This is a genomic window from uncultured Winogradskyella sp., from assembly GCF_947498005.1.
Classification (GTDB): Bacteria; Bacteroidota; Bacteroidia; order Flavobacteriales; family Flavobacteriaceae; genus Winogradskyella.
In genome coordinates, this window is the sequence record NZ_CANMIW010000010.1 from 51,637 (window position 1) to 67,160 (window position 15,524).

Here is a 15,524-nt window from a genome sequence, read left to right on the forward strand (position 1 = left end):
TTTAGCTTAACTAACTATAATTAGTTGTATTTGGTTTATTTACCTTTGCATCTTATGAATGCAATTGAATTTTCTTTTATCATTCCGGTTTATAATAGACCAGACGAAATTAAAGAACTCTTAGAGAGTTTTCTCAAATTTGAAGATACCGTTCCGTTTGAAATTGTGATTATTGAGGACGGTTCAACTGAGTCTTCTGAGCTTATTATAGAACAATTTGAAAGCAACTTAGATATTTCATATTATATTAAGGCCAATTCTGGACCAGGAGATTCTAGGAATTTTGGTATGCATAAGGCTAAAGGTAATTATTATATTATTCTAGATTCTGATGTTATAATGCCTTCAAATTATTTAAATGAAGTAGTTACTTTTTTAGAGACTAATTATTATGATTGTTTTGGCGGTCCTGACGCTGCACATAGTTCTTTTTCAAATTTACAGAAAGCTATAAATTTTGCTATGACTTCTTTTATTACAACTGGTGGTATAAGAGGTGGCGAACATAAGGTTGAAGATTTTCAGCCAAGAAGTTTTAATATGGGCTTGTCTAAAAAAGCATTTTTAACATCTGGTGGATTTGGTAAAATTCATCCTGGTGAAGACCCAGATTTGTCACTTAGGTTACACAAATTAGGTTTTAAGACCACCTTAATTAAAGATGCTTTTGTTTATCACAAGCGTCGTATTTCATGGTCAAAATTCCACAAGCAAGTTAATAAATTTGGTATGGTAAGGCCAATACTAAATCAATGGCATCCAAAATCTAAAAGTTTAGTTTATTGGTTTCCTACTTTATTTAGTTTGGGTTTGTTAGGTGCTTTATTTTTTATGATTTTTGGTATTTATTTTCCAATATATTGCTATGTTCTTTACTTTATAATTGCATTTATATTGGCTTTAATTTCAAATAAAAGTTTAATTATCGCATTTCAGGCCATAATAGCCATTGTTATTCAGTTTTTAGGTTACGGGTTTGGGTTTTTAAAATCAACTTTTTATTTAGTAGTTTTAAAAAGAAATCCGGAGAAAACTTTTCCTAAATTGTTTTTTTGATATGAAACAAAATAGTTCAAGCATATTTGATAAATTAAAAAAACGAAACTATAAACGATTTGGTTTATTTTTTATCGCAGCCTTTGTGTTACTGCTTTTTTCTAAATTATCTAATGACTACAAGCAAACCATAAAATTAAAAGTTAAACTAATCAACGTAGAAGATGAGATTATTATAGAAAATGATTCTTCAAATTATGTTGATGCTTATGTAGAAGCGAAAGGGTTTTCTTTAATACCTTTAATTTTCAATGAGTCGAAAGAGCTTATTGTCAACTCTAATAACAATGTTGTATTAAAAGGAAATCAATATATTTTTGATGTACAAAAACATAAGTTTTTAATTGAAGGGCAGTTAGGTAATTCATATAACTTGTTATCAGTTATTCCAGACACTTTGCGAATTCCGTTTTCTAAAAGGGCATCTAAAATTGTACCCATAAAATTAATAGAAAATATTAATTATGCTGTTGGTTACGATTTGAAAGGAGATTTTTTGTTTAGCCAAGATAGTGTAAAAGTTGTAGGCTCATCAACTGAAGTCGATTCTATAACAGCCATATTTACTGATAAGTTGGTATTGGATAATGTGAACAGCAAAATAAATACAACTATAAAACTCAATATAGATCAATTAAGAAATGTTGAAATCTATCCCAAAGCGCTTTTAGTAACAGGAGAAGTCGCTAGATTTACAGAAGGAACAAAGGAGGTGCCTATTACAGTAACTAATCAGCCAAATGATATTACTATAAACTATTTTCCTAAGACTGTAAGTGTATCATATTATGTCGATTTAGAAGATTATAACAACATTAAAACGGAAGACTTTAGTGTGGAGTGTGATTTTGCTGAAATAGACAATAATCAGAATTATTTATTACCAAAAGTGGTAAAGAAGCCTTTAAGTGTTAAGCGGGTCAATATTAAACAAAAACGAATAGATTATATTAAATTATAATGGTAGTAGTAGGTCTAACAGGTGGTATTGGAAGTGGTAAAACCACAATACTAAATTATTTTAAAACTTTAGGAGTCCCAATTTACATAGCTGATGATGAAGCAAAAGCTTTAATGAACAGGTCTAAGGTTATTAAACGGAAGTTGGTGGCACTATTTGGAGAAGAAGCTTATAAGGATGATAAATTGAACAGACCCTATTTAGCTTCAAAAATTTTTAACGATAAGGCCTTGTTAGATAAAATGAATGCCATTGTACATCCAAAAGTAGCATCGCATTTTAAAAGATGGCTTCAAAAACAAAGTTCAACTTATGTTATAAAAGAAGCTGCTATAATATTTGAAAATAATCTACAAAGTCAATATCATTATATTATTACGGTTATAGCTGACGAAGACCTAAGAATAAAGCGTGTTATGAAACGTGATAATACTTCAAAAGAAAAAATAAAATCGATAATAAATAATCAATTATCTGATAAAGAAAAAGCAGAAAAATCTGATTTTGTGATTGTTAATAATGATTTACTTGTGGCTAAAAATCAAGCTGATAAAGTTCACAATGAAATTCTTCAAAAAATAAAGCACAAATAATCCACTTTCTTTTGTTAACGTTAGGTTAAACCTAATTTGTGCTATATGTTAAAATGTTAAATTTGGCTGATGAGCAAAAAGCTATTCGTGTTATTGATAGTCTTAATGAGTTTATCACTCATCGGTATAATTTTTGTACAGTCTTTTTTTATTAATAATAGTATAGAAAACGAGAATAAGAACTTTACCTTGAGTGTAAAGCGATCCTTAAGTCTTGTTTCTAAGTCTATTGAAGAAATGGAGTTTAGAGACGCATATTCTAAACTGCAGCCATATTTAAATAAGGATAATAAAGTAGATTCTGTAAAAATTAGAAAGCTTTTTATAACAACAGAAGATGACATTAACGATCTTACGATTGTTAATAGAAGTACCGTTTTAGAGGAACATTATAAAGTACCTCCTTCATTGTTCTTTGAAATTGATGCAGATAGTTTAAATATTAGTAAACTCACTAGCGAGCGTGTTACAGAAGTTTATAGTAATGCAAGACTAGACGGTAAAAAGTCTGTTGAGCCCATACAAAGGCTTAGAGAAATTACTTCTATGCCAATCGTTGTAAGACAAATGTACGAGGATGTTTTTAAGCCTTTGTTGAAAACGATTCCTATTTATAAACGTATTACAACAGATCAGGTAGAGTTGTATTTAAATAGAGAGTTAAAAGATGAAGGGATAGATTTAGATTTTGAATTTGGTATATATGACGAAGATTTGGCTACCAAAATTCAAACTCAAAATTTTGAAATGTCTAACGCCTATAAAGGTGTACCAATTTTTTTAGATAACAATGAAGAAAGTAGTTACACGCTTTGGGTAGAGTTTCCAGATAGAAAAAAGTATTTATTATCCTCAATTATATGGATGATAATACTATCGATAGTATTTACAAGTATAATTATCATTGCATACACAAGTGCCATATACCAATTAATAAAGCAACGTCAAATATCACAAATTAAGACCGACTTTATTAATAATATGACGCACGAGTTTAAAACACCAATTGCAACAATTAATTTGGCATTAGACTCAATAAAAAACCCTAAAATAATAAATGACCAAGAGAAGGTATTGCGTTATTTAGGAATGATTAAGGAAGAGAATAAACGAATGCATGCTCAAGTAGAGAATGTATTACGTATTTCTAAGTTAGAAAAGAATGAATTAAATATCAGTAAGGAAAGACACGAGTTACACGACTTAATAGAAGATGCTGTTACTCATGTAGAACTTATAGTAGAAGATAGACAAGGCTATGTTAAAACGCATTTAAATGCAGAGCATACATCAGTTTTAGCAAACGAAACGCATTTTACAAATGTGTTAGTGAACATTTTAGATAACGCAATTAAATACTCTGATGATGCACCAAAAATAGACGTTTACACGGAAAATGCTGGTCATAATATTATTGCAAGAATAGTAGATCAAGGTAACGGAATGTCTAAAGCTGTTGCAAAACGGGTGTTCGAGAAATTTTACAGAGAGCACACAGGTAATGTACATAATGTAAAAGGACATGGGCTTGGTTTAGCTTATGTGAAAAGAATAGTAGATGATCATCAAGGTCATATATCAGTAGAAAGTGAAAAAGGGAAAGGCAGTACTTTTATAATAAAGATGCCATTAATATCATAAAAATAGAATTATGGAAGAACAAAATAAAAAAATACTCTTAGTTGAAGACGATCCAAATTTCGGAACCGTATTAAAGGATTATTTAATGATGAATGATTATGACGTCATCCATGCAAAGAATGGTATGGAAGGTTTTGAAAAATTCAAAAAAGATGATTATGATCTATGTATTCTAGATGTTATGATGCCTTATAAGGATGGATTTACCTTAGCAAAGGAAATACGCGAAAAAAATACAGATGTGCCTATTATCTTCTTAACAGCAAAAGCTATGAAAGAAGATGTCCTTAAAGGATACAAAGTAGGAGCAGATGATTACCTTAATAAACCTTTTGATAGTGAAGTTTTATTAATGAAAATAAAAGCAATAATGCAACGAAAAGCAACAGATACAGTTGCTGATAGTAAACAGTTTGAATTTAAAATAGGGCGTTTTGATCTTAATTCTAAATTGCGATTTTTAAAATTTGATGGTGAGGAGCCTTCAAAATTATCTCCGAAAGAGAATGAGCTGCTACGTTTGTTAGCACTGCATGAAAATGATTTAATGCCGAGAGAATTAGCATTAACAAAAATCTGGAGAGACGATAATTATTTTACTTCTCGTAGTATGGATGTATATATTGCTAAATTACGTAAATACTTAAAGCCAGATCCAAATGTAGAAATTTTAAACATACATGGTGAAGGATTTAGATTGGTCATTAATAACCAATAATTTAAGCTAAAAAGATATAAAGTCCAGTTCATTGAATTGGGCTTTTTTTATACGACAATACTATAATATAAGTGCATAACCTCTTTAAGGTAATCACTATTACATTTCTAGCATTTATTTGCTGGATAATCTATTCTGCAGATACAGGAGGAAAAAATATGTTTTTCGATCTCGTAAATTGGATACCCTTCGGAGATAAAATAGGTCACTTTTTTCTTTTTGGCATTTTAACTTTGGTGGTAAACATCACGTTGAAATTTAAAGAAATTAAACTTTGGATGCAGTTGCCATTGGGTTCTGTAATAGTATCTGCTTTGGTACTATTAGAAGAACTTAGCCAAACGTTTTTTCCTAATAGGACTTTAGATATATCAGATTTAATAGCAGACGGTTTAGGGATTATTTGCTTTACAATTTTGGGACAACGACTTAGTAAAGAAAAGTATATTAAATCATAATTTGAGCAGCAGTTAGAATTGACTATTAGCTATTAGCGACTATATAATCAATAATCTCGCTGACGTTAGTCTTATAATCAAACCATTTTGTATTCTCATCTTTTCTGAACCAAGTGAGTTGACGTTTAGCGAAACGTCTAGTATTCTTTTTAATTTCTGATACGGCTAAATCTAAAGTCCAATCCCCTTCAAAATAGTTAAATAACTCTTTATAGCCGACTGTATTTAATGCATTGAGCTCTTTATGTGGTAATAAAGATTTTACTTCATCTAATAACCCATTTTTAATCATTAAGTCAACACGTTGATTTATTCTATCGTAAATTATATTACGTTCTGCGTTAAGTCCTATGCTTATAGTTTTAAATGCTCTATTTTTTTCAGGGTTAGTAAGAAATGAAGAGTAAGGTTTGTCAGTACCTAAACAAATTTCTAGTGCTCTAATTACACGTTTTGGGTTGTCAATTGCGATTGTATTATAGGCTTCCGTATCTAACGTTTTTAATTGGTCTTGTAAATGTGGTAGCCCTTTTTCTTCAAGTTGAAGATTAAGATTCTCTCTAATACTGGCATCAACCTCAGGAAAATAATCTAAGCCTTTTGTAACGGCTTTTACATATAATCCAGATCCTCCAACCATTATAACAGTTTTGTGTTTTTGATGAAGCTCTTTTAGTTTAGCTATAGCATCACGTTCAAAATCGCCTACGTTATAATTGTTTAGAATAGATTTGTTTTGAATAAAATGGTGCTGAGCAGCGTCTAATTCATCATCAAAAGGAACAGCCGTTCCTATGGCCATTTCTTTAAAAAACTGGCGAGAGTCCGCCGAAATTATTTCTGTATTAAAATGATTCGCTAATTTTATACTTAAGGCCGTTTTACCTATTGCTGTTGGGCCAACTATTGAAATTAAAAGTTTAGTCATGATTTAATTTACAGCCGCATTTATGACAATATTCTGCATCATCTTGATGTTTTTGAGATAAACAATTAATGCAACATTGTGAGTTTAAATGTACTTTAGGTTCAATATTTACAGGTATAGCTTTATCATTATCTTCCTTTAAACTACTTTTTGCATACTCTGCAGAAACAATACCTGTGGGTACGGCTATAATTCCATATCCTAAAATCATAATTATGGTAGTAATAAACTGACCTAAAGGTGTTTGTGGAGCGATATCACCAAAACCTACAGTTGTTAGTGTTACAATACACCAATACACACTTTTTGGGATATTTGTAAAACCATTAGCCTCGCCTTCTACCAAATACATTATAGTACCAAATACTACGGATGAAACCATGACAGCAAATAGAAAAACAAGAATTTTTACTCTGCTAGCTATGATAGAATCTTTTAATTGGTTAGAAGCACCTAAATATCTGGCTAATTTTAGGATTCTAAAAACTCTAAGAAGACGTAATGCGCGTAAAGTAACTAATGCTTGAGCGCCACCAAATAGAAAGGTAAGATACATTGGTATGGTAGAAAGAAAGTCAACAATACCAAAAAAGCTGAATATATATTTGAATGGTTTTCTAACAGTTATAACTCGTAATATATATTCTATGGAAAACAAAATTGTAACAATCCACTCACATATGTAAAGTAAATCATGGTATTTATTATCAATACTAGTAACACTTTCTAGCATTACCAGAACAATACTTACTAAAATGAATATCAGAAGCAGCACATCAAATAACTTACCAGAAGGCGTATCTGCTTCATAAATTACTTCATGCAGTTTAGATTTCCAATTATGTTTATTGTTCACTTCCATAGTTTAAAAGTACAAAAAGTAAAACTATTGCTTTTCTAAGACAATGACTGAATTATTTTGAAGTTCTACAACCTTATCCATAAATAACTTTAAATACGGATAATATTCTGGCGAATAAATAGGTAAGTTAAATTTAACCTTGAAAAATATAATGAGCGAATTATCTTTTAATTCAGAATTATATATGACGTTTCCTGCTTGATTTGGCAAGGAATAATTTACCATTTTTGGAAATTCTAAAACCTTTATGTTTTCGTCAAGATTAATCTGCATAGAATAATTATAGATGTCCTTGTACCCAAAATCAATAGGATAGGTACGCTCTTGAAGCTTAAAAGGATTTTCATCAAAAAACTTTATTAAAAATGGGTTAAGATAAATTTTGTTTCCTATAAATTCTGGTTCAATAGCGATTTCTAATTTCTCAGTGAAGTTTGGTTTAGACTTGTCAAAATCAATAACTTTATGATCCTCAATAATTATTTCATCATAATTATTAATCTTGTTTTCAAAATAACTCAAGTTGCTTTCGTCATACTGTCTTTTTGGTAAATGAGAGTGGTAACCACTATATCTACTTTGTAAAGTACCTTGAAATTCATCATCTGTGAACGATGATAATTCGATTCTATGAGTTCGCGATGAAAAATCTTTTACTACAATATCTTCCCAGTAACTTCCCTTATCAAAATCTATAAGTCTTCCATATTGGTTGAGGGTTCTAAAAGGTAATTCTCCAAAAGCATGGTATTTGTCGGTAGCATCTAAATAGTAACTTTTATCATCAATAATAGCTTTAATTATAACATGGTTAAAATCAGAAAGCACTGGATAAATTTTTGTAGCGAAACCATTTCCTCTAGTAGACATTAAAACAGGAAAAACGGTTATGCCTTCATTGGCTAAAAGATTTTCTAGCAACAAATTAATTTCAAAAACACTGCCTGCTTTTTCTTTTAATAGGTTTTTAACTGAAACGTCATAACGCTCAGATTTTCCATTCCATGTATAGTTATTAACCACAAATTGATGTATCGCTTTTGTTTTTTCTAGTTGATCTTCAATTGAAGTAATCGATTCTGGTAGTACATCTTTTGCTATGCTTTTTTTACTGAGTTGTTTACCAAAGTCAGCATCTGCTTTTAATTCGTGATCTGCATCCTTCCATGTTTTAGTAATTTTATCAACTCTACCATCAAAACCATTAAAGACACTTAATTCATATTCCACTCGTGAGGTATAATTTAATGATGTCGTTGTATAATCCTCAGATTTGTACGCTGGAATATTTTTCATTACATATTTTGAAACACCACAATCCGCACTTGCACCACCACCTGTTTCCAAGCAATTTTTCACTAAATCATTTTCAAATGTATCAAAAGGAATACTTCCTACTAATTTTATGTGATAGATGTAATTTCCAGGAATACTAGCATTATACTCACTATATAATACTGGATCTTGACCTTGAAAATACCAAGGATGAAATTTATACATAAAACGTGATCGCTTTTCATAGCTAACCGTTATCACGCTACCTACTTTTACATTTGGTAATACAAATTTCACTAAAGTATAATGTTCGTTTTCTTCTCTAAAAATGGCCTTCTCGGTAAGTTGAGATTTAACTATTTTACCGTTTTTTAAATTGTAAGTGATCCCTTTAATATCATCAATTTTTTCTTCAGTACTTTTATTTTTGTAGAGTTTAATTTCAAATTCACCACGATCTATACCTTCTGGACGTAAAATTTTAATTTTCTGTTTTACTTCAACGTTAAGCCAGAATGTTTTTTTATTTACAAAACTATTACCATAATCATAAATTACTAGGGCATTTGCGGTAGAATCTTTCTCGTAAGATGTGTGTTCTAATTCACTTTTGCTCACTGACATTTCAGTGTTGTAGGTTTGAGAGAAACTAAAAAGTGTAGTAACTAATACTACAATTAAGATGCTGTATTTCATTAACTATTATTTAAATCTATAATTTTTAAACGTTTATTTCGTCTTATAAAACTTTGAATAATATGCTGAGAGTCTCTATCATTTGTCATTGGTGTAATCACAGATTTCAAAATTTTTCTATTATTAATCTGTAGGTTGAGATCAAAGTATCCCATACCTCTAAATATCCCATTTTCAATTAAAAACACCACTTTTTCACTGATTTCTCTGCCTTTATCTACAATTAGCATATTCTTATTGTCGTAACTGTATTTTTCCTTTAGTTGTTCTATACGTTTGTTATACTCCATAGGTGGTTCTTCATTGATGCATGCACCTTCACATTCTTTTACTTCGTATTTAAAACAACTGGTTTTGGTATTGTATAATCCGGTAAGTTTTTGGCATAGATTAAAATCTTCAACAGCTTTAAATAAAAAGTGTTTTCCACTTGCTCTAGTACTAAAGGTTGTGATAGGTAGATCTTCTCTATCAGATTTATCTATGTGCAGATTAATATAGCCTTTACTATCTGTAAAACTATAAAGGGCATGTGTAAAAATACTTCGACGGAGAGCTCTATTAAAAATTGGTTTGTTCTTTTTAATTTCTGCACTTTCTTTTAATAATGCAGCGAGTTCACTTCCGGTTTTTTCAAAAGTTACTGTATGCACTAATTTTTGAATTTTTTTCGATTTAGAATTCGTACCTGTAAAATGTTGAATTATTCGCTTTCTAATATTTTTACTTTTTCCTATATAAATAATTTCGCCCTCACTGTTATGTATATAGTAGACACCTGTATCTGCAGGTAGTTCATCTATAATAGTAGTGAGCTTTGGTGCTATTTTAGATTTTTGCTCAATTTTAACGGCATCTTTTAAAATGTTTTTATCAAGATCTTTGTCTAGTAACATTTTAAATAACTTTACAGTGGCTAAAGCATCTCCACTCGCTCTATGCCTATCACTCATTGGTATGCCAAGAGCTCTGGTTAATTTACCTAAACTGTAAGATTCCATATCAGGTATCAACTGTTTAGATAACTCAACTGTACAAAGGGTTTTTCGTTTGTATGGAAAACCGAGACGTTTAAATTCTGTTTTTAAAATTCTATAATCAAAGGAAGAATTATGAGCAACTAGTATACAATCTTCAGTGATTTCAACTATACGTTTTGCTACTTCATAAAACTTAGGTGCATTTCTAAGCATGTTAGAATTGATGCCAGTAAGATTAACCACAAAGGGCTGAATTTCGCGTTGAGGATTTACTAATGAAATAAATTGATCTGTTATTTTATGACCATCAAATTGATAGATAGCAATCTCTGTAATTCCTTCTTCATTGAACTTTCCACCAGTGGTTTCTATGTCTAATATTGCGTATATAATGTTAGGTTATTTGGGTCTGATGTCGAAGGTAATAAAATTGAGGCAACGACCGTGATTATTTATTGTAATTTCTTACTCCAAATATACTACTTCCTACGCGAATCATAGTACTTCCGCAGTTAATTGCAAGTTGATAATCGCCACTCATTCCCATGCTTTTGATTTCTAAATCAGGATTAGAATTTTTAAGGTCTGAAAACGTGCTGTTTAGAAAATTAAATTCTTGTTCAACTTGTTTCATATTATCTGTAAAAGTAGCCATTCCCATTAAGCCAACTACTTTTATGTTTTTTAATTCTGAAAATTCATCAGATTGCAGTAGGGTAGAAGCATCATTTACAGACATCCCAAACTTACTGTCTTCTTCAGCAATTTTAATTTGAAGTAAACAATCTATGGTTCTATCGTATTTTTTTGCCTGCTTGTTTATTTCTTGTAATAGTTTGAAACTGTCCACACCATGTATTAAACTTACAAAATTAGCCATGTATTTTACCTTATTTCGCTGTACATGTCCAATCATGTGCCATTCAATATCTTTTGGCATTTCAGCATGTTTGTCTGCCATTTCTTGGATTTTGTTTTCTCCAAAGATGCGCTGACCAGCATTATAAGCTTCCATTAAGTCCGAAACAGGTTTAGTTTTAGAAACAGCAACCAAGGTTACGTGTTCTGGCAATGTAGATTTTATATGTTGAAGGTTTTGCTTAATACTCATTAATCTGAATGATTTGGTTATAATTTTAAAACGGGAACTAAAGGTAAAACTAATTAATATTCATAAATAGTAATAGCACTTCGTAATTTAGGTAAAATATAAGTGCTTTTTGGCGGCATGGTTAAACCTTCGTCTGCAATTTGTTTCATTTGCTCAACGTTTGAAGGACACATACCAAAACCAACTTTAAATTCGCCACTATCTACGCTACTTTTAATTGTAATCATTTCGTGTTTACCGTTAACGTAAGAAATGCGATTATCGTGGCGTAAATCTTCAATACCTAAAATAGGTTGCAATATGGTTTTGTACAATAATTGTGCATCTAATTTATCTAATGCTGTTTTAAAGTCGTAGCTTGTTTTTCTTAAATATAGTGAATAAAATTCGCCATCTAAATACATACTAAAATGATGTGGTTTTGATGGATTATAGGGCATTATACCTCTGTTTTCAATACGATAAAAAGCATCTAATTTTATTAAAAACTCTTCTTTCGATAAGCCGTTTAAATCTTTGATGAGTCGATTAAATTCATGAATCACTAAATCCGATTCTGGAATTAAATAAGACATAAAATAATTATAAGATTCACTTCCATTATGGTTAGGGTTTTTCGCTTTTTCATCCTTATAGAGTAAATAAGAAGATGACGACCTATGATGCCCATCTGCAATATAAACCGTTTCCATTTTACTAAACTCTTTTTGAATTGTAGCAATAGTGTCCTCATCATCTACCTTCCATAAATAGTGTGTGTCTCTATACGTCATAGTAAACTCAAATTCCGCATGTGTTTTTTGAGTTTCGTTTATAATCTCTGCAATAACGGAATTATCAGGATAGGTAAGTAGAACAGGCTCAGCGTTAAAACCAACATTTTGTAAATAACTTTTAAAGGTTTCTTCGCGTTGTGCAATGGTGTCTTCGTGCTTTTTAATGATGTTTTTCTCATAATCCTCAGCACTTGTTGCAGCGATAATGCCACAGAATTCTTGTCCTTGTCTATTTACAATTTTATAGACGTAAAATGATGGCTTTTCATCTTGAACAAAAACACCATCTTCCTTAAATTCTAAATATCTATTTCTTACAAGTTTATAGCGTTCTTGGCCAGTCACTTCTTGTGCATATTTGTAACCAGGATTAATAACATGAAGAAAACTGTATGGATTATAAGCCATACGCGATTCGCGTTCATCTAAAGTATAACTTTGATAAGGACGTGAGGCAACCAGACCAACGATAGCTCTGGTTGGTTTTACAGCTTTAAACGGGATTATTTTTGGCATATTTTTAAGTTTTCAGTCTCAGTTTTCAGTCTTGGTTATGAGTAAGTCTGAAAACTGAGATTGCGACTGTTTACTTAGAAAACTGCTTCGAAATTTTCTCAGCCTTTCGACTTTCAGAATAATCATAAAAGCCTTCTCCAGATTTCACGCCTAATTTTCCAGCCATAACCATATTTACTAATAGAGGACATGGTGCATATTTAGGATTTTTAAAACCATCGTACATCACATTCAGTATAGATAAACAAACATCTAAACCAATAAAATCGGCCAGTTGTAATGGACCCATTGGGTGTGCCATTCCTAATTTCATAACCGTATCAATTTCGGCAACACCAGCAACACCATTATATAAGGTTTCGATGGATTCATTAATCATTGGCATTAAAATACGGTTGGCCACAAAACCAGGATAATCGTTAACTTCTGTTGGTACTTTACCTAATGTTTTAGATAATTCCATGATTGTAGAAGTCACGTTATCACTTGTGTTATAGCCTCTAATAATTTCGACCAATTTCATAATTGGCACAGGATTCATAAAGTGCATGCCAATAACCTTTTCTGGTCTAGACGTTACTGCAGCAATTTGTGTAATAGAAATAGAAGATGTATTTGTGGCGAGAATTGTATTTTCATCGCAAACGGCATCTAATTGCTTAAAAATTTTCAGTTTTAAATCTAAGTTTTCAGTTGCAGCTTCAACAACTAAATCTACATTTTTAACACCATCTTCTGTATTTGTAAACGTTGTTATGTTGCCTAAAGTATTGGCTTTATCTGCTTCGCTAATTTTTTCTTTAGCGACCATTCTATCTAAATTTCTAGAAATGGTATCCATGCCTCGTTTTAAAGATGCTTCGCTAATATCTATAAGTTGAACATTAAATCCGGATTGAGCGAATGTGTGTGCAATACCATTTCCCATGGTTCCTGCACCTATAACTGCGATATTTTTCATTTTTATAAAAGCCCATCCTAACCTTCCCAAAGGGAAGGAACTCTTACTCGGGCGGAATAAGAAAAGCCCCTTAATTCCCCATAGGAGAAAACTGAAGCGTTTATGTTAATACTAATTTTAAGGTTTCTAATTTTAAACTCTAACCGGAACCGTGTTCCCTTCCTTCTGGGAAGGGCTATTAAAACTGATTAATTATCATGTTAGCAACACGTAATGCTTCAGTGCCATCGTGGAGTGTTACGATAGGTTTAGTGTTGTTATTAATAGCATCAGCAAAGGTTTCTAGCTCATCTAAAATAGCGTTGTTATTTGCTATTTCTGGATTGTCAAAATAGATTTGTTTCTTGATGCCTTCTGCGTTCTGAAGAATCATATCAAAATCTCCAGGATTATCTGGTGCATCTTTCATTTTTACTACTTCACATTTCTTCTCTAAAAAGTCTACAGAGATGTAAGCATCTTTTTGAAAGAAACGCGTTTTTCGCATGTTTTTTAGTGAAATTCTACTTGCAGTAAGATTCGCTACACAACCATTTTTAAATTCAATACGAGCATTTGCAATATCTGGTGTTTCACTTACCACAGAAACTCCACTCGCAGAAATATGTTTCACAGGTGATTGCACTACAGAAAGAATAATATCAATATCGTGAATCATTAAATCTAAAACCACAGGCACATCTGTACCACGAGGATTAAATTCAGCTAATCTGTGACATTCAATAAACATTGGGTTTACAATCTGATCCTTTACACCTATAAATGCAGGATTAAATCGCTCTACATGACCAACTTGTCCTTTAACACCATGTTCAGCCACTAAAGTTCTTATGGTTTCAGCTTCTTCTACGGTATTGGTAATAGGCTTTTCAATAAAAACATGTTTTCCTTTCTTAATGGCTTGCTTGGCGCAATCGTAATGAGAGAGTGTAGGAGTTACAATATCTACAACATCTACAGCATCAATTAAATCATCTATAGAATCATAGTATTTATACCCAAATTCTTCAACAACACGTTTAGCATTTTCGGGATCTGCATCGTAAAAACCGACCAAATCGTATTTATTAGATTGATTGAGTAACCTTAAATGTATTTTTCCAAGGTGACCAGCACCAAGAACTCCAACTTTTAGCATATATTCAGTTTTTAACAAAAATAGTCGTTTTCGTTCAGAAATTGAAAAAAGAAAATGGAAAATACTGAGAAATCACTAATTAAATTTTGAATGAATTCTTTCTTTGAAATTCTCCTTCTTTAAATTAATTTAGCGTAAACTAAACTACATTTTGAAAGATACATTTAAGCATCAAGGAATGCGTCAACAACTTGTTGATACACTTGTGAAAAAGGGAATAAAAGACCAAAACGTTTTAAAGGCAATAAATAAAATTCCTAGACATTTGTTTATGGATTCTGGTTTTATAGATCATGCTTATCAAGATAAAGCATTTCCTATTGCTGCAGATCAAACTATTTCGCAGCCTTACACTGTAGCGTTTCAATCTGAATTATTACAAGTAAAGCCAGGTGATAAAGTCTTAGAGATAGGAACAGGTAGTGGTTACCAAACTGCGGTTTTATTAGAATTAGGTGCCAAAGTGTATAGTATAGAGCGTCAGCAAGAACTATTTAAGAAGACCTCTAAATTTTTACCCAAAATAGGTTATAGAGCTAAAAGTCTCATCTTTGGTGATGGTTATAAAGGCATGCCTGAAGAGGCACCTTTTCAAAGTATAATTGTTACTGCAGGAGCACCTTATGTGCCTAATCCGTTATTGAGTCAGTTGGCTATTGGTGGACGTTTAGTAATCCCAGTTGGTGATGATGTACAAGTAATGACTATGTTTATTAGAAAGGGACCAAAAGAATTTGAAAAACACGAATTTGGTGATTTTAGATTTGTGCCTATGTTAGAGGATAAGAATTAAGATAAATCAAGCAAGAACAATGTATTTATTAATTTTACGACAAAAGTAAGATGTAGCTATT

Annotated in this window: 15 protein-coding genes; 7 read left to right on the plus strand and 8 right to left on the minus strand. The window is 31.4% G+C overall.

Going from position 1 to position 15,524, the window contains the following annotated elements; all coding sequences use genetic code 11:
• Window positions 1-54: 54 nt before the first annotated feature.
• The 6 genes from Q0891_RS15745 to Q0891_RS15770 all read left to right on the plus strand — a co-directional run bounded on the left by Q0891_RS15745 (window position 55) and on the right by Q0891_RS15770 (window position 5,427).
• Complete coding sequence (locus tag Q0891_RS15745; RefSeq protein WP_299103193.1) at window positions 55-1,056, plus strand: glycosyltransferase; 1,002 nt, start codon at window positions 55-57, stop codon at window positions 1,054-1,056.
• 1 nt (window position 1,057) lies between these two features.
• Window positions 1,058-2,017, plus strand: a complete 960-nt coding sequence (locus Q0891_RS15750) for a hypothetical protein (protein WP_299103195.1) — start codon at window positions 1,058-1,060, stop codon at window positions 2,015-2,017.
• Window positions 2,017-2,610 carry a dephospho-CoA kinase gene (gene coaE / locus Q0891_RS15755; protein ID WP_299103197.1) on the plus strand — a complete coding sequence of 198 codons (594 nt, stop codon included), beginning with the start codon at window positions 2,017-2,019 and terminating at the stop codon, window positions 2,608-2,610. The genes Q0891_RS15750 and coaE overlap by 1 nt, the downstream gene beginning before the upstream one ends.
• A gap of 105 nt (window positions 2,611-2,715) precedes the next feature.
• Window positions 2,716-4,251, plus strand: coding sequence for a HAMP domain-containing sensor histidine kinase (locus Q0891_RS15760; protein WP_299103199.1), 1,536 nt, complete (start codon window positions 2,716-2,718; stop codon window positions 4,249-4,251).
• A 10-nt stretch (window positions 4,252-4,261) separates the two neighbouring features.
• Window positions 4,262-4,969: a response regulator transcription factor gene (locus tag Q0891_RS15765; protein ID WP_299103201.1), complete on the plus strand. Its 708-nt coding sequence runs from the start codon at window positions 4,262-4,264 to the stop codon at window positions 4,967-4,969.
• A gap of 71 nt (window positions 4,970-5,040) precedes the next feature.
• Window positions 5,041-5,427 (plus strand): VanZ family protein, encoded by a 387-nt coding sequence (locus Q0891_RS15770; protein WP_299103202.1) that lies wholly within the window; start codon window positions 5,041-5,043, stop codon window positions 5,425-5,427.
• Between the two features lie 25 nt (window positions 5,428-5,452).
• Here the strand turns inward: Q0891_RS15770 and miaA are convergent, their stop codons facing one another.
• From miaA to Q0891_RS15810, 8 genes are all read right to left on the minus strand, one after another.
• Complete coding sequence (gene miaA, locus Q0891_RS15775) at window positions 5,453-6,355, minus strand: tRNA (adenosine(37)-N6)-dimethylallyltransferase MiaA (RefSeq protein WP_299103204.1); 903 nt, start codon at window positions 6,353-6,355, stop codon at window positions 5,453-5,455.
• Complete coding sequence (locus Q0891_RS15780; protein WP_299103206.1) at window positions 6,348-7,217, minus strand: ion transporter; 870 nt, start codon at window positions 7,215-7,217, stop codon at window positions 6,348-6,350. Before Q0891_RS15780 ends, miaA begins: the two co-directional genes overlap by 8 nt.
• A 24-nt stretch (window positions 7,218-7,241) precedes the next feature.
• A complete protein-coding gene (locus tag Q0891_RS15785; protein WP_299103207.1) occupies window positions 7,242-9,188 on the minus strand; it encodes a DUF3857 domain-containing protein in 1,947 nt (648 codons plus the stop codon).
• Complete coding sequence (locus Q0891_RS15790; protein ID WP_299103248.1) at window positions 9,188-10,558, minus strand: exonuclease domain-containing protein; 1,371 nt, start codon at window positions 10,556-10,558, stop codon at window positions 9,188-9,190. The genes Q0891_RS15785 and Q0891_RS15790 overlap by 1 nt, the downstream gene beginning before the upstream one ends.
• 58 nt (window positions 10,559-10,616) lie before the next feature.
• Window positions 10,617-11,279 (minus strand): YggS family pyridoxal phosphate-dependent enzyme, encoded by a 663-nt coding sequence (locus Q0891_RS15795; protein WP_299103209.1) that lies wholly within the window; start codon window positions 11,277-11,279, stop codon window positions 10,617-10,619.
• A 53-nt stretch (window positions 11,280-11,332) separates the two neighbouring features.
• Window positions 11,333-12,571 carry a DUF1015 domain-containing protein gene (locus Q0891_RS15800; RefSeq protein ID WP_299103211.1) on the minus strand — a complete coding sequence of 413 codons (1,239 nt, stop codon included), beginning with the start codon at window positions 12,569-12,571 and terminating at the stop codon, window positions 11,333-11,335.
• Window positions 12,572-12,641: 70 nt separating this feature from the next.
• A complete protein-coding gene (locus Q0891_RS15805; protein WP_299103213.1) occupies window positions 12,642-13,532 on the minus strand; it encodes a 3-hydroxyacyl-CoA dehydrogenase family protein in 891 nt (296 codons plus the stop codon).
• A gap of 178 nt (window positions 13,533-13,710) precedes the next feature.
• The gene (locus tag Q0891_RS15810; protein WP_299103215.1) at window positions 13,711-14,670 is read right to left on the minus strand and encodes a Gfo/Idh/MocA family oxidoreductase; all 960 of its coding nucleotides are present in this window, start codon (window positions 14,668-14,670) and stop codon (window positions 13,711-13,713) included.
• A 151-nt stretch (window positions 14,671-14,821) separates the two neighbouring features.
• Between Q0891_RS15810 and Q0891_RS15815 the strand changes: the two genes are divergently transcribed.
• Window positions 14,822-15,463 (plus strand): protein-L-isoaspartate(D-aspartate) O-methyltransferase, encoded by a 642-nt coding sequence (locus tag Q0891_RS15815; RefSeq protein WP_299103217.1) that lies wholly within the window; start codon window positions 14,822-14,824, stop codon window positions 15,461-15,463.
• The last annotated feature ends 61 nt before the right edge of the window (window positions 15,464-15,524 follow it).